Origin of the sequence: Flavobacterium faecale (genome assembly GCF_048320115.1) — a bacterium.
Taxonomy (GTDB): Bacteria; Bacteroidota; Bacteroidia; order Flavobacteriales; family Flavobacteriaceae; genus Flavobacterium; species Flavobacterium faecale_A.
The window spans coordinates 618,349-637,870 of record NZ_CP182943.1 but is presented as its reverse complement, the minus strand read 5'-3'; the positions used below and the strand labels follow the sequence as shown (position 1 = coordinate 637,870).

Genomic DNA, 19,522 nt, shown 5'->3' with positions numbered 1-19,522 from the left:
TGGTCGAATTAAATTCGTCTCGTAAATGAAATCTCAACTTAATTTGTATTTTTGTTACTTTAATGGCCATAAACTCAGAAAGAAATAAATAATAGATGAAGATGAAAAAGAAATCGAGTTTGGATCAACATTTTTCTAAACTTAGTCAGCGCCTGCGCTTTAATAATATCAGCTATTTGCCTAGGTGGATTATTGTAATTATTGACTTTGCTGTTCTGGTAGCTGCGTTTTTAATAAGCTATTTGTTGTTTAAAGGAATGGGACTTAATTATATAATAATGGAGTCTGAAATTACTTTTGTAGCGACATTTATGGTTGTTAATTTGTTTTTCTTTTGGTTGTTTCGAACCTATTCGGGAATCATAAGGCACTCTTCTTATATTGATGCTTTAAAGCTTTTGTTTTCTCAACTGTCCTTAATGATTGTTTTCGTATGTTTTAATTATACACATGAATTTATTTATGGAGTTAAAGCATTCTTAAATACGGCTTTGTTTATTAATATTTTATTGTCATATGTGGGCTTGTTTTTGTATCGCGTAGTTGTCAAGCAAACATTTGAATTGTATTTTTCTCAGCAGGATAAAAGTGGCTTGATTAAGGTGTTGATTTTTGGTGCTGATGCCAATGCTATTTCAGTTGCCAAAGCCTTAAAATTAGAATCCCCTTCTCGATTTAAAATTGTTGGTTTTATAGATAAAAACAAACAAAACGGAACAAAGAGAATACTTGATTTACCGATATTGACGCAGAAAAAACAGATTCCGACTCTCATGCGTAGTCAAGGAGCACAAGGCTTGATTATAGCCGATAAAAGTTTGTCCAAACAAGAGCAATTGATTATTGTAGATCAATGTTTAGAGTACAATTACAAAGTCTATACGGTTCCTGTTATTTCTGATTGGGAAAATAAAAAAGAAATATCTCAAAAAGTTAAAAAGATTCAAATCGAGGATTTACTCAATAGAAATCCAATTGTTTTAGATACTAAATTAATTTCAAGTCAATTAAAGGATAAAAGAGTATTAATTACTGGGGCTGCAGGTTCTATAGGGAGTGAAATTGCGCGCCAAGTGTTGGGGTTTGATCCTAAGAAGTTAGTTTTATTAGATCAAGCTGAAACGCCTTTGCATCATTTGAATTTAGAAATAGAATGTATAAAATCGAAATCGAAGTTAAAAACTATCATTGCAGATATTCGATGCGAAAGTTCTTTAAGACAGGTATTTGAGAAATACAGGCCGGAAGTAGTTTTTCATGCTGCTGCGTACAAGCATGTACCTTTGATGGAGAAGAATCCATCTCAGGCGATACAAACCAATGTAGAAGGAACTAAAAATTTAGCGGATCTTTCTTGTGAGTTTCAAGTAGGTAAGTTTGTTATGATTTCGACAGATAAAGCGGTTAATCCTAGTAACGTAATGGGTGCTAGTAAAAGGATTGCTGAAAAATATGTTCAATCTTTGTATTTAAAAAACAAACAATTAGGTATTGAAACCACTAAATTTATTACCACTCGTTTTGGGAATGTATTGGGGTCTAATGGTTCAGTAGTGCCTTTGTTTACCAAACAAATTTCGGAGGGAGGTCCTATTACTATTACCCATAGAGATATCATTCGTTATTTTATGACCATTCCAGAAGCTTGTCAGTTGGTGTTAGAAGCAGGAGCCATGGGAAATGGAGGTGAGATTTATATTTTTGATATGGGGAAGCCTGTTAAAATATTTGATTTGGCCAATAAGATGATCAAATTAGCTGGTTTTATTCCTGAAAAAGATATTGAGATTAAAGAAATCGGTTTGCGTCAGGAGAAAAATTGTATGAAGAGTTGCTAAACGATACTTCCAAGACATTGCCCACTCACCATGAAAAAATAATGATTGCTGAAGAGATTCAGGAAGAGTATTGTGTGTTGCATGCGGAGGTAAATGAATTAATTAAGATTTCAAAATCTTTTGCAAAAGAGGAAATAGTGTTTAAAATGAAGCAAATAGTGCCTGAGTTTAAAAGCATGAATTCCAGTTATGCACAATTGGACAAAATAAGCTGTTGATTTTTTGTACATAAAAGCTTGTTTTATCTTCTTTTCTCTCTGTTTTTTTTTATATTCGCAGTCGTTAAAAATACATTAAATGAAATATTTATATCTAATAAAAAACAAACTAATCTTGTTTTTTATTTGTTTGTTTTTTTCTTGTGGTTCTAAGCAAGATATCGTTTATTATCAAAACAGTGATAGTCTAGGAAATGTTGATACAGCCAATTCCTATGAAATAAAGATTCAACCAGATGATTTGTTGATGATCATTGTTTCTGCTGAAGATCCTGAAATTGCAGCTCCATTTAATTTGAAAACTACTAGTGTTGTAAGTCCTACTGGACAAGATTTAATTGGGCAACAATCATTACAATTGTATTTAGTAGATTCTAAAGGGATGATTGATTTTCCTATTTTGGGTAAGTTGAAAGTCATAGGTAAAACTAGAACTGAGGTAGTTTCCATGTTGAGTCAAAAAGTAGCTACATACATTAAAAACCCTATTGTAAATCTTCGTTTGATGAACTTTAAGGTTTCAGTTCAAGGAGAAGTGACTAGTCCTGGTACATTCACAGTGAACTCTGAACGTTTAACGTTGATTGAAGCTTTGAGTATGGCTAAAGATTTAACTATTTACGGAAAAAGAGATAATATCCTTATTATTAGAGAAGTCGATGGTAAGAAGTCGGTTAATAGAGTTGATATCACTAAAGTCGATTTTATTAACTCCCCTTTTTATTATTTGTCTCAAAATGATGTCGTATACGTCGAGCCTAACAAGACAAAAATTGATGGTTCTAAAGTTGGAGCCAACACCGGTGTTATTATATCAGCAGCTTCTATCTTTGTGACCTTGATCACATTAATTATTTCTATTACAAAATAATCTTCATGCAAAATAATTTATTAAACGAGGATAACGAAAATGATTTTCAATTAAGAGCCCTCATTGATCAATATGCTTCACATTGGAAATGGTTTTTATTAAGTGTATTCCTTTGTCTTTCGATAGCGTTTGTTTATTTGAAATTAGCTACACCTCAATACCAGTCGAGTATGACTATTCTGGTAAAGGAAGATAAAAACAGCATGCTTTCTGAGCTTTCTGCTTTTTCCGATATGGGATTTGGTGGTGGTATCAAAAATGATATCGATAATGAGCTTGAGATATTACATTCCAGAACTCTTGTTGAAAGCACAGTTAAGCAATTGAATTTGAACGTTTCTCTTTTTGTAAAAAATAAATTTACTACAAGAGAACTTTATTCAAAAGCTCCGATAGAAGTTAGTTTCATTAACAGAAAACCTAGTTATTTTGAGTCTGAGTCAGAGCTAATCCTATTAAATAAAGGAAGTAATAGCTTTTCATTGACAGAGAAAATAGTTGAAGAGCGTCCTTTGATAATAGAAAACGCTAAAAATGAATACCAATTTGGTGAAACCATAAAAACCAGTTGTGGTGATTTAGTTATTAATAAATCCATTCCATATTTTTCTACGAATAAGTTGTGGGACGGTGAGTCTGAAATAATTATTAGATTAAACCAAGTTGCAGATGTTGCAGATGGTTTGAGAACGCGGCTTAAGGTAAATCCTGTAAGTAAACAAAGTAGTGTTTTAGAATTGTCTTTGGTAGATGGTGTTGTAGAGAAATCAGAGCAGTTTTTAGATCATTTAGTTCAGATTTATAATAATAATGCGATTGAGGATAAAAACTTGATTTCAGGAAATACTTCTAAGTTTATAGCAAAGCGATTGGCTCTAATAGCTGAGGAATTGGATGGAGTAGAGCAAGATGGGGAAAGTTTTAAAACTACGAACCGATTAACAGATATCGAGTCAGAAGCCAAACTTTTTATAGAGGGATCAAGCGAATATGATAAAAAAGGAATTGAAACGGATATTCAATTAAGTGTAACTAATTCGATGTTGGATTTCATTAAAAAGAGTAACAACTCTGATTTATTACCTTCTAACATGATTTCCAAGGATGAATCGTCAAGTTCAATGGTAGATTCATACAATCAATTGGTATTAGAACGCAATAGACTGTTAAAGTCTGCTACGGTTGAGAATCCTTCTGTGATTAAATTAGATCAACAGATTGCTTCCCTTCGTGCCAATGTAATTTCTAGTTTGGAGCGTTTGCGTTCGAGTCTAACGATTCAAAAAAGAAATCTGAATAGTCAAGAAGGACTAATTGATAGTAGAATTCAAAAAATCCCTTCTCAAGAAAGACAATTTAGAGCGATTGCGAGACAACAGAAAGTCAAGGAAGAGCTGTATTTGTATTTATTACAAAAAAGAGAAGAAACGGCCATTGCTTTATCAGCAACGGAGCCTATTGCAAGAGTAATTGATGCCGCTAAGGCGCAAAAACAACCAGTATCTCCTAAGCGTGCTATGATTATGTTGGTAGGATTGATATTAGGATTGTTAATTCCATTTAGCATTATTTATCTCATTGACTTATTAGATACGAAGATAAAATCACGTTTGGATATTGAAGGAAAAACATTGATTCCTTTTATTGGAGATTTGCCTACCTCTGACTCTTATCATGAAATTATGCATGCCGAAAGCCGTTCCAGCTCAGCGGAAGCCATCCGAATCATAAGAACCAATTTAGAGTTCATGATTAGTAAGGAAACAGACGGAAAAGCCAAGAAAATATTTTTGACTTCGACTTTTCCTAAGGAAGGAAAAACGTTTGTCTCTGTGAATTTAGCAGCTACTTTTGCACTCTCAGGTAAGAAAGTTTTGTTAATAGGAATGGATATTCGTAATCCAAGGTTAGACGAATACATGCAATTACCGGAGCGAGGACTCACAAATTATTTGAGTAATAAAGAAGATAATTTGGATAACTTACTGATAAAACAGGAAGGGTATGAAGCTTTTTATGTATTGCCTGCGGGAATCATTCCTCCTAACCCAGCCGAATTGTTGATGAACAAAAAAATTGATACTGTTTTTAAAACTTTTGAAGATCAATTTGATTATATTATCGTGGATACCGCACCGGTAAGTTTGGTAACCGATACTTTGTTAGTGGCTAAATATGCGGATTGTTTTGTGTACGTGGTTCGTGCCAATGTTTTAGAAAAACGCTTGTTGAACATTCCGAATACATTGTACAAAGAAAACAAACTACCTAATATGTGTGTTTTATTGAATGATACGGATTCCACCAAAGGCTATGGCTATGGTTATGGTTATGGTGTGAACGTTGAACAACACCAATCTTGGTATAAAAAGTTTAAAAAATCATAAGTTCCCAAAAAGGTTTGCAATTAGTTTATTGTAAACCTTTTTTTAGCTTTCAAATATAGGCCTGCTTAGGGATTATTAATTGAAACTTAGTCCAATTTGAAAATTTGGTTGTTAGCAATAATTTCTTTTAAAGGAGCAGTATCTTTAATTTTTACTTTTTGTTCAAAGGCAGCGATATGGTTTTTGTGATGGGCATCTGAACCTACAAAATCATAAAGGCCTTTTTTTAGTATTTCTTCGGCAATGAGGGTTACTTCTTTTCCATAATAACCCGTTACTGCCAATAGGTTCAATTGGAATTTACAACCCGCTTTTTTAAGTTTTTCGAATTCGCTTGGATTTTTGTGGTAAAACAAATAACGTTCTGGATGAGCGAGTACAGGGATATAACCCGCTACTTGGAGGTCAAAAAGTATCGAGTACAATTGAATTGGAGCATTGATATAGGACATTTCCACTAAGACGTAATTGTCTTTCAATGTCAATAAATCATGAGACTCGAAAAGTTTCACAAACTGGTCGTCCATTAAATATTCTGCCGCCGCTTTGAAAGGGATTTGGATATTGTTTTTTTGCAATTCCAGTAGGGTGCTGTTTCTGTTGTTTTGGATTTGTTCGTGGGTATTGTCCCATACATGCTGAATAATATGTGGGGTGGTGATGAACTGTGTGATTCCAAAGCTTTGCAAGGCCCGAGTCATGGATAAGGTTTCCTCAAAATTTCGGGCGCCATCATCAATACCTGGTAGTAGATGCGAATGAATATCGATATGATTGTCCGGAATTAAATCCTTTAAGAGTGGTTTTTTCTTTGAAAAGAAGAGCACGTTACTGTATTTTAAATTAGTTTGCAAAGTAAATACAATTTGGTTAATTGGTTCACTGTTTAATCGTTTATTTGTTGAGAACAGGGTGATTGGTTAATTGGTTAAAAGGTTAATCGGTTAAAAGGTTAATTGGTTAGTTGTTTAAGGGTTAAAAGGTTAAAGGGTTAGTTGTTTAGGGGGTGATTGGTTCAGGGGTTTGGTAGTTGATAATTGTGCAGCTGTTGTATTTGCGGTGGAGGATTTTGATTTTTTTTCTGTCTTTGGTTGCAAAATAGATGCATAGGAAGTATAGATGGAGTTGATGATTAACGGGTTTATCCGTAGTTAATTGTAGCGTTTGTTTTGGGGACTCTTTAGTTAGACAGATTTCGTCACTATAACAACTTTCAAAAAGATCGTTTTCATAATTCCAATTGACGGTTGCCATTGCCATTCTTAGCTCATTTGCGTTTTCAGGCCAGTCGATATCAGTTTCTGGATGGAAGTCAGGGATGTTAATGGTTTGTTTTTCTGGAATTGCAATTGGTTTTATAGCCAGGACTTTGTCTAAAGGTCTGAGTTTGTTGCTTTCAAAACCTAACAAAGCTTCTTTACCATCAAAGGTTTTTAAACCGTTAGTTAGTGTTCGTTGCCCTTTGGGTTCTGATGGGTCTTCATCAAGGATTTCTAACAGAAGTTTGTTGACTCTACCTGCAAAGCTACCGTCTTTTGCTAGGTTGTTGAAACGAAGCGCTAATGCCCTAAAGGTTTTTGATTTATTGACACAGTGTTTGAATTCTTGCGATTGGTTTCTTATACGATCAAAAATAGGGTTGTTTTTAAATTGTTCTGCAGTGACTCCCGTTTTACCTTTGGTGCGAACATAATTGTTTCCGTCTGCAGTGACTACATAATTGAGGTCATCTAATGTTCCTTTAATTTTGAATGGAGCGATAACTTTTGCCATAATAGTTTTTTGTAGTAAAAATAAGAATTTATATTAAATGGTTAATCGGTTAAGGGTTAAATGTTTAAGGGTTTAATTGTTTATGGGTTTAATCGGTTAATCGGTTAGGGTTTAAAGGTTTAGGAGTTTAAGTGGTTAAGGGGTTAATTGGTTAGGGTTTAAATGGTTAAAGGTTTAGGAGTTTAAGGGGGTAACTGATTAGTTGTTTAAAAGTTTAATCGGTGAACTCTTTCGTTTTTTGACAATTAACCGATTAACCCCTCGTCACTTTGTCGCTATTTCGTTTACCATACTACTGTGTTACCTTCAAGCCATTCATCCATTCACCAATGCTTTCTTTCACTGCTATGGCTAAGTTTATCTGAATTTTACCCATCTTATACCCTGAAAACTTTTTTTTGTGTTACTGGTCGGTTTTATTAGGTTGGACAAAATGGATAATTGTAAATTTACGGGAGAGATATTACTACTCAGGATATTGCTTTTACTTAAATAAACTTTCCATTGGAAACAAGAATTTATTCAAATAATACAAAATATAACATTCGTCAAATACTTTTAGAGAGTATTAAAGGCTTTAAGTCTTCTTTCTACTTGGCTAGACAGTTGGCAAAAAGAGATATAAAATCACAACACCGGCAATCTGTTTTGGGCATCTTCTGGGTGCTTTTACCAGTGGTAATGAATGCACTTGTTTGGGTGTTTTTGCAAGGAACGGGTGTGATTAATCTAAGTGATACAGGAATTCCTTATCCCGTTTTTGTTCTTATTGGCACGACTATTTGGTCCATTTTTGGAGAATGTTTGAATATGCCAATGACGACAGTAAATAGTAACAGAAGTATATTAACAAAGATTAATTTTGAAAAAGAAGCATTAATCAGTTTAGGTTTTATTAAATTGTTTTTTAATTTGACCATTAAGTTGAGTTTGATTCTTTTCTTTTTAATTTATTTTCAAATATTACCATCGCAAACCATATGGCTGTTTGTTCCTTTTTTGATTGTAATGATTCTATTATTTACTAGTATTGGGGTGTTGCTGATGCCATTAGGAGTATTATACAATGATATCAGCAAACTAATTCCTATTGGGTTACAACTTTTAATGTATGTTAGTCCTGTATTGTATGCCGTTCCTAAAAGTGGATTAATGCAAAAAGTAATGTATTTCAATCCTTTGACCTATCTACTAATGGATATCCGAAATTCATTAACAGGAATGCCAATAGCACATTGGATGTTTTGGGGAGTACTAGTTTTAGTGACTTTTTTTTTGAGTCTAATAGCAATGGTAGTTTATCGAGTTTCGATTCCGATTATTACTGAAAGAATGAGTGCCTAATGGGAGAAGTGTTAATCAAAGTAGAAAACGTTTCTAAAAAATTTGCGAAGAACTTAAAGAAAAGTCTTTATTATGGAGTGCTCGACTTAATTAGAGGGATTTCCAGAAAAGAACAGCATAAGACTTTGCGTGAAGATGAGTTTTGGGCCGTTAAGGATATCAGTTTTGAAGTAAGAAGAGGGGAGTGTTTAGGGCTTATTGGGCATAATGGTGCAGGTAAAAGTACTTTATTAAAAATGCTTAATGGATTGATTTTACCTGATGAAGGTACTATTACTATCAAAGGGAAAGTGGGTGCATTGATTGAATTAGGTGCTGGATTTAATCCTATCCTTAGTGGAAGAGAAAATATTTATAATAATGCAGCGGTCATTGGTTTCTCAAAAAAGGAAATTGAAGAAAAGTTTGAGGCTATTATCGCCTTTTCTGAGATAGAAGAGTTTATAGATATGCCGGTACAGAATTACAGTTCTGGTATGAAAGTACGTCTGGGGTTTGCCATAGCTGCGCAAATGCAACCTGATGTTTTGATTATTGATGAAGTTTTGGCAGTGGGGGATTTGGGATTTGTATTGAAATGCTTTAAACAAATTGATTCTTTACTCCCGAATACTGCCGTAATTTTTGTATCTCATAGTATGCCAATGGTAGCTAGAGTTTCTAGTCAAATCATTTTAATGCAAAATGGTGTAGTTGAGTATCAAGGAAAGAATGTTCCTAAAGGGATTGATGCTTATTATGGGAAATTTAATTCCAACGAACTCAATATTATGTTTGATGATGGAACAGTAACATTATTAAACCATAAGACAACTAAATCCATTAAAAGAGGGGATGATTTACATATTGAATTGGAATTGTCTTTTAAAGCGTCTTTTGCTAAAGTTCCACTTGTTTATTTAGAATTTAGAGATAAAGAACAAAGACCCATAGCGGGAATATTAAATGAGAAACAAGAGGTAGATTGGCTGAGTAAAAAAATGAAAGTGATGATTAAGCTACCAAATGTTTTATTGGCAAAAGGGATTTATACCTATGATTTGTCGGTTAATCATTTTGAAAATAAATCACCTATATTGCGTATTAACAATGTCGATAGCTTTCAAGTGGAGAGTGAAACTGAGATGTGGGTACCCTTTCATTTAGACGCCCAATGGCAATTTAAAGACAAACAAAATGACTAATGTAACTCGAACTTTCTTACCGCCCATCGAAGAATACCAGCTTCAGGTGCAACGCGCTTGGAATAACCAATGGTTGACTAATCGCGGAGAATTAGTTTTGGAATTGGAAGATAAGTTAAAGGCACATTTAGGAGTTCCTCATTTGATTGCGACTAACAATGGCACAACTCCTTTGCAAATCGCATTAAAGTTACTAGGTAATCAAGGAGAGATCATCACAACTCCCTTTTCGTATGTGGCCACAACGGCCGCCATTGTCTGGGAACATTGTACCCCAGTGTTTGTAGATATACATCCTGAATACCTCACTATCGACGAAACCAAAATAGAAGCTGCTATTACAGAAAAAACAACAGCTATATTAGCCACACATGTATTTGGTAATCCTTGTGATGTGGAAGCAATTGAAGCAATCGCCAAAAAATACCATCTTAAAGTAATTTATGACGGAGCCCATTCTTTTGGGGTGCATTATAAGGGGCAATCTATTTTTAATTATGGAGATATCTGCAGTTGCAGTTTTCACGCCACAAAATTATTTCATACAGGTGAAGGGGGAGCTATGTTTGCCAACGATGAATCTTTAATAGATAAAATGTTCTATAGTCATAATTTTGGTCACAATGGTCCTTTGGCTTTTCATGGTTTAGGGATAAATGCAAAAATGTCCGAATTGCAAGCCGCAATGGGATTAGCGGTATTACCATATATGGAATTTATTTTGGAAGAAAGAAAAAAAGTAATTGATTATTATAATCAGCATCTGGATTTATCCAAACTTCAAACATTAAAAATAAGAGAAAATACGAGCTGGAATTATAGTTACTATCCCGTTATTTTTGAAAGTGAAAACCAACTTTTAGAAGTAGAAAAAAGATTGAAGGAAAACGGAATAATTCCCAGGAGGTATTTTTATCCTGCTTTGAATACGATTGAATATACTAAGGGACAATCAATGCCTATTTCAGAAAATATTGCTAGTAGGATATTGTGTTTGCCGCTTTCGCATGTTTTAAGTATTTCCGATACTGAAAAAATTGTAAATATTATTAATACTAATGAGTAAAAAAAATATTTTAGTATTTCCATGTGGTTCAGAAGTTGCTTTGGAAATATATAAGTCATTAGAACATTCTATTCATTTTAATATGATAGGAGGGAATAGTATTGATGATCATGGAAAATTCGTCTTTGAACAGTATATTGGTAATATCCCTTTTGTAACAGATGATTTGTTTATTGAATCGTTAAAAAAAATAGTAGTTGAATATAACATTGATGCCATTTATCCAGCGATGGATTTAGCTCTCCATAAATTGAAAATGAATGAGGAGGAATTAGGTTGCAAGGTAATTTCCTCCGATATTGATACAACTTCGATTTGTTTGTCCAAATCTAAAACCTATGAGAAGTTCAAAAGTTTAATTCAAGTTCCTGAAGTTTTTAAAACAATTGAATCGATAAAAACCTATCCTGTTTTTTTAAAACCCGATGTTGGCTATGGATCAAGAGGTGTGTTAAAAGCGTATAACTCTAATGAAGTCCATAATCAGATTGTTAAACACTCTTCTACATTAATTTTAGAATATTTACCAGGAAAAGAATTTACCATTGATTGTTTTACCAATTTTAAAGGAGAACTGTTATTTGCTGGAGCCAGAGAAAGAAGTCGGATAGCTAATGGGATAAGTGTTCATACAAAAACGATGGCTTTAGATGAAAGATTTCATTCTATTGCCCTAATAATAAATACAACTTTAGAACTCAATGGAGCTTGGTTTTTTCAACTAAAAGAGAACAAACAAGGAGAATTAGTTTTGTTGGAGATTGCTTCACGATTAGGTGGTTCTTCTGCCGTTTATAGAGCTAAAGGGATTAATTTTGCAGCCTTATCTTTGTTTAATGCTTTTGAATTACCTGTTTCTATATTAGAAAATGATTTTGAAGTAGAAATGGACAGAGCTTTAAATAATATCTTTAAAATATCTATTGAATTCAATCATGTGTATGTTGATTTAGATGATACAATAATTGTAGCAAATAAAATTAATTATAATTTAGTAGCTACCCTTTATAAATTTATAAACGAAGGAAAACAAATTCATCTGATTACAAAACATCAATACAATTTAACAGAGACATTGGTTAAGTATAAGATTGATAAATTGTTTGATAGTATTATTCATCTAGAGAAAGAAGATAATAAATTTGAATATATTAAGCATACGGACGCTATTTTTATAGATGATTCGTTTCAAGAAAGAAAAGATGTTTTAGATAAATTAAAAATTCAGGTTTTTAGTGTTGAACAAGTTCTAGTATTATGAAAGAAATTAAGGTAAGCGATCAAGATATCTTACATTTATCCTTATTAAGGGAAAATGTTACAAATTTTATAAAAAAATGTGCGGAAAAATTTGACCATGATAATTATTTACTATTAGATGTTGCACCTCAAGATCATAATGGCGCAAAAGAATTTTTTAAAAGAACTACAATACGTACCTTAGATATAGACGAAAATTCTAATGCAAATTATATTGCTGATTTATGCCAAAATAATTCAAATATAATTCCAAATAATTTATTTGATGTGGTTATATGTACAGAGGTTTTGGAGCATACATTAAATCCTTTTGACGCTGTAAAAGAAATTAAAAGAATTTTAAAGCCTAACGGGATTGTATGTGTATCAGTGCCTTTTAATTTTAGAATACATGGTCCATTACCAGATTGTTGGAGATTTACCGAACACGGTTTAAGGGCACTTTTTATTTCGTTTGAAATATGTGAATTAAGAGCTTTAGAAACACAGAGTAGAGATTTGATGCCCATTCATTATACTTTAATAGCTAAAAAAAAGGTTTAGTTTATATACTCAATTTTGTGTGGTTTTAGAGTAATTTACAAATATTAAAGTAAGTGACTGTTGGTTTTATTTAGTTTCCTACTTGTATAATTCAAATAAAATATGAAATATAGAAATGATTTTCTTCAGCAAACGGTTGATTTTTATAAAAACAATATTAGTACGATAAGAAGTTTTAAACTTTCAAATAATGAGGAAAATATTTCTCATCAAAATATAGTACCATATTCGACATATTCACCATGGTATGATGATAAGCAATTCTTGGAGACATATGAAATAAGTAAAAATAATACATTGGTTGATATTTATCGTTGTTATGAATTATGGAATTATGTCAAAAAAAATAATCATTTAAAAGGGGATATTCTTGAAGTTGGAGTTTGGAAAGGAGGTTCAGGCTGTATTTTGGCAAAAGCTTCAGAATTGTTTTCCGATGGTAAAGTTTATTTAGCAGATACTTTTAAAGGAGTTGTTAAAGCTTCTGAAATGGATCCAGTTTACAAAGGTGGAGAACATTCAGATACAAATATTCAAATTGTAAAATTATTAGTTAAAGAATTAGCACTTAAAAACACACAAATTTTAGAGGGTGTTTTCCCTGACGAGATAAATTTTGAATTATTAAATTTGAATAATGTTGCTCTAAAAATATGTCATATAGATGTGGATACGTATTCTTCCGCTAAAGATATTTTTTTTAATATTTGGCCAATTATAGTTAAAGGTGGGGTAGTGATTTTTGATGATTATGGTTTTTGGGGATGTGAAGGCATTACAAAATTAGTTAATGAATTAAAATTAGATAATTCTGTTTTTATCCACAATATAAATGGTCATGGTATATTTGTAAAAATATAGGTTTGTTGATTATCAAATTAATGCAATAGGAACCTAAAATGATTCATTAATATTCTCTTCTTGTAAGTAATATTTTTCATTTTATAACAAATGTTTTTTGTAAGAGTGATTAAGCAGAAAAAAAATAACAATCGGTTGTATGAGTAGTTCATTAGTTAGTATTATAATGATAACTTATGGTCATGAAAAGTTTATTCAACAGGCCGTAGAAGGAGTTCTCATGCAGGAATGTGATTTTGATATTGAATTAATTATTGCCGATGATTGTTCACCTGATTCAACTGGTGAAATTGTAACTTCTATTATTGAAAATTATCCTAGAGGTGCTTGGATTAAGTATATAAAGCATGAGAAGAATATTGGTATGATGCCTAATTTTATTTTCGCATTACAGCAATGTCAAGGTAAATATATTGCTCTTTGCGAAGGTGATGATTACTGGACTGATCCTTTGAAACTTCAAAAGCAAGTGGATTTTTTGGTAGCTAATAAGGATTATTCACTGTGTTTTACAAGATTTAAGACTTTACAACAAAACACTAATACTATTACTGAAGATTCAAATACAGGGTATTTTGAAGAGAAAGATTTAAATGTCGAATTCGATTTTGAAATATTTGCAAAAGGCTGGCATGTTGGAACTCAAACGTTAGTCTTTAGGAAAGAAATGTTTGATAGTGATGTTGTTCATAATTACAAATATTTTAGAGATGTTCACCTTTTTACTGAATTATTGAAAAATGGTAAAGGAACTTGCTTAAATTTTTTTGGTGCAATATATAGGCTTCATGATGGCGGGATTCATTCTTCAATTGATTACTTAAATACTCTTAAAATAGGAACTTTGTGTTATAAAGAACTTTATTGTAAGAACAATAACATTAATGCTTTAAGGCTGAAATATTATAATTTTCAGAATGAGTATTTTAAAGTTCTTGTGCAAAAATCTAAATTTAGACCAGCTATTTTTAATTTGATACTGTTTTTTCTAAAAGAAAATAAAAGTATTATCTTAAAAGATGGGTTATTGTATTTGTGTAGAAATATATATACAAAGTCAAAACAAAAAATGAAATTGTTCTTAAAATGAAAAGTCTTATTGTTTTTAAAACACATTCATTTCCTAATGTGTCTGAAACTTTTATCGTTTCTAATATTATTGAAACTATAAAAAAAGGGCATATAATAAAAATTATTGTTGATACAATCAATTCAAAAACAAATACGTCTCAGCAGGAACTAGTCCAAAACTATAAATTAATGGATAAGGTTTCTGTAATGATACATCCTGACTTGAAAAAGGAACGAAATATAAAGGCACTATTTTTACTGTGTAATCCAGTTTTATGTTATTATTTTATTAGATATAGTTTATATAAAAAGAAAAAGTCATTGGATTATATTTTTACCTTGAACTATTATTTAAAATATAGAAAAGCAAAAGCTTTTCATGTTCACTTTGCAAGTGCGATTGAGCCTTTGTTTGAATTAAAAAAAATAGGTTTTTTAAAATCAAAAATAGTAGTAACATTTCACGGATTTGATGCCCATTTTTTGCCAACATCAGAGCGGTTGGATGTATTGAAAAATGACTTCCATAATTATGTCGAATGTGTAACTGTAAATTCGTTATATCTCAAAAAGAAGTTGCTTGCTAAAGGATTTACTAATGAAAAAATCAAAATAATTCCTATAGGGATAGATACTAGTTTTTTTGATGCTAATGGTGATAATAAAAAAGAAAGTAATTTTTTTAAAGTAATAACGGTAGGCAGATTGACAGAACTTAAAGGTCAGTCTTATGGTATTAATGCAATAAAACTTCTTATAGATAAGGGATATAAAATAGATTATACCTTGGTCGGTACAGGTGATGAATTGGAAAGTTTGAAAAAATTGGTTGTGAAATTGAACTTAGAAAAATTTATTCACTTTTATGGAATAGGTAGCCAATTAGAGATTAAAAAATTATTGTCTGAGAACCAGTTGTTTTTAATGACTTCTACTAACGATAAATTTGAAAGAAGTGAAGCTTTTGGGGTGGTTTCTTTAGAAGCACAAGCTATGGGACTTCCAATTATCGGTTTTAAATCGGGTGGATTTGTAGAGACAATTATTGAAGGTGAAACTGGAATTACCGTAAATAATAGAGATTATCATGAGATGGCAAATCAGATTGAATTTTTAATGAATAATGTTGAAAAGAGATTATATATGGGGAGTATAGCGAGACAGCATATAAAAGAAAAATATGATATTAGTATGCTTACAACAAAATATTTAGATTTATATTCTTAATTTTCAATCATAATTACAATTATGTTACAACTTATTAGAAATAAAAAATCAAAAAAAGAAATATTAGTTAATATTCTAACAAGAACTTCTAATAGGCCAATAGGTTTTTATAATTGTAGGCAATCAATTGAAAAACAAACTTATAAAAAAATAAAGCATTATGTCAGTTATGATAATGAGGAAGATATTGTGTATCTTGATTGTACAGGTGTTGTTAAGATTAAAGTAGAGCAATATAAAGGTGAAGTGTTAGTAAATCCAGAGGGGTATTTACATGCTCCTTATAATCTATATTGTAATGAGCTACTAAACAATGTTGAAGATGGGTGGATTATGTTTTTGGATGACGATGATCATTTATTGCATAATAAAGTGATTGCTGAAATTGTGTCAGAAATAAAAAAAACAAATGAGGAAACACTATTTATCTGGCAGATGCGATATCCTAATGGTAATGTTTTGCCTAAACATACACATTTTATATCGAGAAAAATTGAAATAGGGAATATTGATACTACATGTTTTATTTTTCATTCAAAATATAAAAATCACATAAAGTGGGATCAATGGAAAGCTTCAGATTACAGAGTGATAAATGCATTATATAATATAATACCTAATAAAAAATGGTTAGAAAGAGTTTACATTCAAAAAAATAATTTGGGAGATTATGGGAATAGGAATGATATATCACAAAATATTACAAATCAATATTTGTTTAGGAAAAATATATTTTGGTTTTTAATACCTAAATATCATTTACAAATTAATTCAATATATATTTTTCAAAAGAAAACATACTTACAGTACTGGAAAAGAGCTAAAAGAAAAATTAAAAATCTTTTCAAAATAAATAAGTGATATGCTTGCCATAATTATTCCCTATTATAAGAAAACATTTTTTGAGGAAACTTTACAGTCTTTAGCCAATCAAATAGATAAACGGTTTAAGGTGTATATCGGTGATGATGCTAGTCCAGAAAATCCTTCGGAGCTTATAGCAAAATACATTGACCAACTAGATCTAGTTTATCAACGATTTGAATCTAATTTGGGAGGAATTTCATTAGTGCAACAATGGAATCGTTGTATTGATTTATCAAGAGATGAAGAGTGGTTAATGATATTAGGAGATGATGATTTTTTAGGTGAAAATTGTGTAGCTTCTTGGTATGAAAATCATGATTTATTTAGCAATAAATCTCAGGTAGTTAGATTTTCTTCGAAACTTGTTTTTGAAGAAGATAATACTATTTCTAATTTATTTGAGCATCCAGTATGGGAAATGGCAACTGATTCTTTTTATAGAAAGTATCAAAATATAACAAGAAGTTCGTTGTCGGAATATATCTTTTCTAGAAAATCATTTATTAAGTATGGCTTTTGTGATTATCCTTTGGCTTGGAATAGTGACGACCGTGCTTGGTTGGATTTTTCAGATGAAAAACCAATATTTACAATTAATGAGTGTACCGTTTTTGTTCGGATTTCGTCATTAAATATTTCGGGTAAAACGGATAATATATATGATAAATCATTATCTCAAATTAAATTTTACAGATTTTTAGTTTCTAATAAATTAGAAAAGTATGATAAACATCAAAGAGATCATTTAATGAGAAGATATGAGAATGAAATTATAAATATCAGAGATATCAATTTGGAAGAATGGCTGTATTTGTTGTTTTTTTATATTAAATATTTTGATGTTTATTTATTTAAAAAATTCATAAAAAGATTTTTAAATACAATGTTAAAAAGACATGAGCATTAAGAAAATATCTGTAATTGTTCCCTGCTATAATCAAGCTCATTACTTAAATGAAGCACTTGAGTCCATTTATCAACAAACCTATTCTTATTGGGAATGTATTGTGGTAAATGATGGTAGTACAGATATAACTGAAGAAATTGTGCAAAAATGGATTAGCATAGACAATCGTTTTTCTTATATAAAAAAAGAGAATGGAGGTTTAAGTAGTGCGAGAAATTCAGGACTAAGGGTTACTACAGGGGATTATATTCAGTTTCTGGATGCGGATGATTATCTAAATAAATATAAATTTGAATATCAATTGAAATGTTTTGGGAATGATAATACGGATTTGGTCATTTGCGATTATTTTCCATTTAATCAAAAAACAGGTGCTTTTCATAGAGGAAGATACATGAGCCCTTTTCTTGATTTAAATAACTATAAATATGATATTGTTTTAAAATGGGAAAGGGGAATATCTATTCCGTGTCATTGTATACTATTTAAAAGAGAATTATTAGAACAAAACACAACAATATTATTTGACGAGTCTCTACCTAATCATGAAGACTGGGCTTTTTGGGTTAAAATTTTTTATTTTTCAAAGGGTATCTCTATTGTAAAAGAATCATTAGTTGGCTATAGAATTCACAATAGTTCAATGTGTTCTGATGTAGAATTAATGAATAAAGGGTTTGTTAAAGCTTGTGAAGCAAATATTAGTTTTTTTGAATCACTAAATGATATTAAAATGACTAATATATGTAATGATAAATTAATTATTCTATTAGGAAAAGATAAATTTAATCTTAAGAAGTTTCTTAAGTTGTTTATTCCGCCAATTTTATTGATTTTAAAACAAAAAATAGTTAAAAAGAATGTCTAGTCGAATACAATTTTTAGCATACTACCTTCCACAATTTCATCCCATTCCTGAAAATGATAATTGGTGGGGTAAAGGTTTTACGGAATGGACTAATGTGACTAAAGCAAAACCTTTATTTAAAGGACATTATCAGCCTATTCTACCTGCTGATTTAGGTTTTTATGATTTAAGAGTTCCAGAGGTACAGATACAACAAGCTGAGCTTGCGAAAGAGTATGGAGTCGATGGTTTTATTTACTATCAGTATTGGTTTGGTAATGGGAAAATGTTGTTAGAAAGACCAGCTGAATCCATGTTGAAAAATAAAAAGATTGATATACCATTTTGTTTTTGTTGGGCAAATGAAACATGGAAAGGAATTTGGCATGGATTGGACAATCCAGATGTTTTAATGCGCCAAACCTATCAAGGAGAACAAGGTTATAGGGATTATTTTAATTATTTAACCCCTTTTTTTAAAGATGAAAGATATATTAAAGTTGATAATAAACCAATGTTTCATGTATTTAGACTTGATGATATACCTGATTTAAAATTATTTATAAATGTCTTTAATGAAATGGCTATAGAATGTGGCTTTGAAGGGGTTTATTTTGTGGCGACGGGTAATGTTTCTTCAATGAATGTTCTTGAAAATGAAAGTGTTTATGGTGTTGTAGGAGTAGATATATTTAATGATATTCGTTATAATCAAAAGACATATTTTGATAGACAATCTATTTTGGGACGTATTGAAAATAAGATTTATACGATTGTAGGTTATACTAATGGAGTGGGTAAGAGGTTAAAACCGTTGATATTAGATTACGCTAAAGGTGTTGAGAAGTTAAATGTAAGGTTCCCACATAAGAAATATATAAGTTGTGTATTCCCAAACTGGGATAATTCTGCTCGAAGTGGAAAAAAATCGCTAATTTTTAAAAATGCATTACCTCAAGCTTGGCAAAATCATTTAACGCGGGCTGTAAATGAATTAAAAAAAAATAAAACAAATCCCCAATTTATTATTCTTAAATCTTGGAATGAATGGGGAGAAGGAAATCACCTTGAGCCAGATCAAAAATTTGGATTTCAACGTCTTGAAATAGTTAAAAAGGTCAAGGCAGGTTTGTAATTAATTCAAATGTTCACTATGTTCTTTATTAATTATTTGAATGATAATATATTCAGAATTAAATTTATGAGAGGATTTTAATGGTTTTATTTCTATAGAGGTATTATATAGTGCTTTAGGTTA

Annotated in this window: 18 protein-coding genes; 16 read left to right on the top strand and 2 right to left on the bottom strand. The window is 31.1% G+C overall.

The features are described from left to right. Positions 1 to 101 precede the first annotated feature (101 nt). The 4 genes from ACNH59_RS02575 to ACNH59_RS02560 all read left to right on the top strand — a co-directional run bounded on the left by ACNH59_RS02575 (position 102) and on the right by ACNH59_RS02560 (position 5,314). Positions 102 to 1,838 carry a polysaccharide biosynthesis protein gene (locus ACNH59_RS02575; RefSeq protein WP_418263891.1) on the top strand — a complete coding sequence of 579 codons (1,737 nt, stop codon included), beginning with the start codon at positions 102 to 104 and terminating at the stop codon, positions 1,836 to 1,838. A 41-nt stretch (positions 1,839 to 1,879) separates the two neighbouring features. Continuing rightward, the gene (locus ACNH59_RS02570) at positions 1,880 to 2,056 is read left to right on the top strand and encodes a hypothetical protein (protein WP_418263890.1); all 177 of its coding nucleotides are present in this window, start codon (positions 1,880 to 1,882) and stop codon (positions 2,054 to 2,056) included. Between the two features lie 79 nt (positions 2,057 to 2,135). Beyond that, complete coding sequence (locus ACNH59_RS02565) at positions 2,136 to 2,927, top strand: polysaccharide biosynthesis/export family protein (protein ID WP_418263889.1); 792 nt, start codon at positions 2,136 to 2,138, stop codon at positions 2,925 to 2,927. 5 nt (positions 2,928 to 2,932) lie between these two features. Beyond that, positions 2,933 to 5,314 (top strand): GumC family protein, encoded by a 2,382-nt coding sequence (locus ACNH59_RS02560; protein ID WP_418263888.1) that lies wholly within the window; start codon positions 2,933 to 2,935, stop codon positions 5,312 to 5,314. 86 nt (positions 5,315 to 5,400) lie between these two features. Here the strand turns inward: ACNH59_RS02560 and ACNH59_RS02555 are convergent, their stop codons facing one another. Together ACNH59_RS02555 and ACNH59_RS02550 are read right to left on the bottom strand one after the other, a co-directional pair. Then, positions 5,401 to 6,141 (bottom strand): tyrosine-protein phosphatase, encoded by a 741-nt coding sequence (locus ACNH59_RS02555; RefSeq protein ID WP_418264868.1) that lies wholly within the window; start codon positions 6,139 to 6,141, stop codon positions 5,401 to 5,403. A 172-nt stretch (positions 6,142 to 6,313) separates the two neighbouring features. Beyond that, positions 6,314 to 7,087 (bottom strand): hypothetical protein, encoded by a 774-nt coding sequence (locus ACNH59_RS02550; protein WP_418263887.1) that lies wholly within the window; start codon positions 7,085 to 7,087, stop codon positions 6,314 to 6,316. A gap of 504 nt (positions 7,088 to 7,591) precedes the next feature. On the opposite strand from ACNH59_RS02550, the gene ACNH59_RS02545 reads away from it, so the two are divergent. From ACNH59_RS02545 to ACNH59_RS02490, 12 genes are all read left to right on the top strand, one after another. Further along, positions 7,592 to 8,431, top strand: a complete 840-nt coding sequence (locus ACNH59_RS02545) for an ABC transporter permease (RefSeq protein WP_418263886.1) — start codon at positions 7,592 to 7,594, stop codon at positions 8,429 to 8,431. Next, positions 8,431 to 9,615, top strand: coding sequence for an ABC transporter ATP-binding protein (locus ACNH59_RS02540; RefSeq protein WP_418263885.1), 1,185 nt, complete (start codon positions 8,431 to 8,433; stop codon positions 9,613 to 9,615). Before ACNH59_RS02545 ends, ACNH59_RS02540 begins: the two co-directional genes overlap by 1 nt. Beyond that, positions 9,608 to 10,681, top strand: coding sequence for a DegT/DnrJ/EryC1/StrS family aminotransferase (locus ACNH59_RS02535; protein ID WP_418263884.1), 1,074 nt, complete (start codon positions 9,608 to 9,610; stop codon positions 10,679 to 10,681). The genes ACNH59_RS02540 and ACNH59_RS02535 overlap by 8 nt, the downstream gene beginning before the upstream one ends. Then, positions 10,674 to 11,942: an ATP-grasp domain-containing protein gene (locus ACNH59_RS02530; protein WP_418263883.1), complete on the top strand. Its 1,269-nt coding sequence runs from the start codon at positions 10,674 to 10,676 to the stop codon at positions 11,940 to 11,942. The genes ACNH59_RS02535 and ACNH59_RS02530 overlap by 8 nt, the downstream gene beginning before the upstream one ends. Continuing rightward, positions 11,939 to 12,484: a methyltransferase domain-containing protein gene (locus ACNH59_RS02525; protein WP_418263882.1), complete on the top strand. Its 546-nt coding sequence runs from the start codon at positions 11,939 to 11,941 to the stop codon at positions 12,482 to 12,484. Before ACNH59_RS02530 ends, ACNH59_RS02525 begins: the two co-directional genes overlap by 4 nt. Positions 12,485 to 12,586: 102 nt before the next feature. Next, positions 12,587 to 13,345, top strand: a complete 759-nt coding sequence (locus tag ACNH59_RS02520; protein ID WP_418263881.1) for a TylF/MycF/NovP-related O-methyltransferase — start codon at positions 12,587 to 12,589, stop codon at positions 13,343 to 13,345. 139 nt (positions 13,346 to 13,484) lie between these two features. After that, complete coding sequence (locus ACNH59_RS02515; RefSeq protein ID WP_418263880.1) at positions 13,485 to 14,435, top strand: glycosyltransferase family 2 protein; 951 nt, start codon at positions 13,485 to 13,487, stop codon at positions 14,433 to 14,435. Continuing rightward, positions 14,432 to 15,643: a glycosyltransferase family 4 protein gene (locus ACNH59_RS02510; RefSeq protein ID WP_418263879.1), complete on the top strand. Its 1,212-nt coding sequence runs from the start codon at positions 14,432 to 14,434 to the stop codon at positions 15,641 to 15,643. The genes ACNH59_RS02515 and ACNH59_RS02510 overlap by 4 nt, the downstream gene beginning before the upstream one ends. A gap of 21 nt (positions 15,644 to 15,664) precedes the next feature. Further along, the gene (locus ACNH59_RS02505) at positions 15,665 to 16,504 is read left to right on the top strand and encodes a hypothetical protein (protein WP_418263878.1); all 840 of its coding nucleotides are present in this window, start codon (positions 15,665 to 15,667) and stop codon (positions 16,502 to 16,504) included. Position 16,505: 1 nt separating this feature from the next. Further along, on the top strand, positions 16,506 to 17,417 hold the full coding sequence (locus ACNH59_RS02500; RefSeq protein ID WP_418263877.1) for a glycosyltransferase: 912 nt from the start codon (positions 16,506 to 16,508) through the stop codon (positions 17,415 to 17,417). Then, positions 17,407 to 18,285, top strand: a complete 879-nt coding sequence (locus ACNH59_RS02495; protein WP_418263876.1) for a glycosyltransferase family 2 protein — start codon at positions 17,407 to 17,409, stop codon at positions 18,283 to 18,285. Before ACNH59_RS02500 ends, ACNH59_RS02495 begins: the two co-directional genes overlap by 11 nt. Beyond that, entirely contained in the window at positions 18,278 to 19,399 is a 1,122-nt protein-coding gene (locus ACNH59_RS02490; protein WP_418263875.1) for a glycoside hydrolase family 99-like domain-containing protein, read from the top strand. Before ACNH59_RS02495 ends, ACNH59_RS02490 begins: the two co-directional genes overlap by 8 nt. Positions 19,400 to 19,522: the final 123 nt, after the last annotated feature.

Coding starts and splice junctions, on each gene's coding strand:
- ACNH59_RS02570 (WP_418263890.1), top strand. CDS start 1,880: ATGATTGCTGAAGAGATTCAGGAAGAGTATTGTGTGTTGCATGCGGAG.
- ACNH59_RS02550 (WP_418263887.1), bottom strand. CDS start 7,087: ATGGCAAAAGTTATCGCTCCATTCAAAATTAAAGGAACATTAGATGAC.
- ACNH59_RS02500 (WP_418263877.1), top strand. CDS start 16,506: ATGCTTGCCATAATTATTCCCTATTATAAGAAAACATTTTTTGAGGAA.
- ACNH59_RS02505 (WP_418263878.1), top strand. CDS start 15,665: ATGTTACAACTTATTAGAAATAAAAAATCAAAAAAAGAAATATTAGTT.
- ACNH59_RS02515 (WP_418263880.1), top strand. CDS start 13,485: ATGAGTAGTTCATTAGTTAGTATTATAATGATAACTTATGGTCATGAA.
- ACNH59_RS02560 (WP_418263888.1), top strand. CDS start 2,933: ATGCAAAATAATTTATTAAACGAGGATAACGAAAATGATTTTCAATTA.
- ACNH59_RS02510 (WP_418263879.1), top strand. CDS start 14,432: ATGAAAAGTCTTATTGTTTTTAAAACACATTCATTTCCTAATGTGTCT.
- ACNH59_RS02520 (WP_418263881.1), top strand. CDS start 12,587: ATGAAATATAGAAATGATTTTCTTCAGCAAACGGTTGATTTTTATAAA.
- ACNH59_RS02535 (WP_418263884.1), top strand. CDS start 9,608: ATGACTAATGTAACTCGAACTTTCTTACCGCCCATCGAAGAATACCAG.
- ACNH59_RS02565 (WP_418263889.1), top strand. CDS start 2,136: ATGAAATATTTATATCTAATAAAAAACAAACTAATCTTGTTTTTTATT.
- ACNH59_RS02575 (WP_418263891.1), top strand. CDS start 102: ATGAAAAAGAAATCGAGTTTGGATCAACATTTTTCTAAACTTAGTCAG.
- ACNH59_RS02495 (WP_418263876.1), top strand. CDS start 17,407: ATGAGCATTAAGAAAATATCTGTAATTGTTCCCTGCTATAATCAAGCT.
- ACNH59_RS02530 (WP_418263883.1), top strand. CDS start 10,674: ATGAGTAAAAAAAATATTTTAGTATTTCCATGTGGTTCAGAAGTTGCT.
- ACNH59_RS02525 (WP_418263882.1), top strand. CDS start 11,939: ATGAAAGAAATTAAGGTAAGCGATCAAGATATCTTACATTTATCCTTA.
- ACNH59_RS02490 (WP_418263875.1), top strand. CDS start 18,278: ATGTCTAGTCGAATACAATTTTTAGCATACTACCTTCCACAATTTCAT.
- ACNH59_RS02540 (WP_418263885.1), top strand. CDS start 8,431: ATGGGAGAAGTGTTAATCAAAGTAGAAAACGTTTCTAAAAAATTTGCG.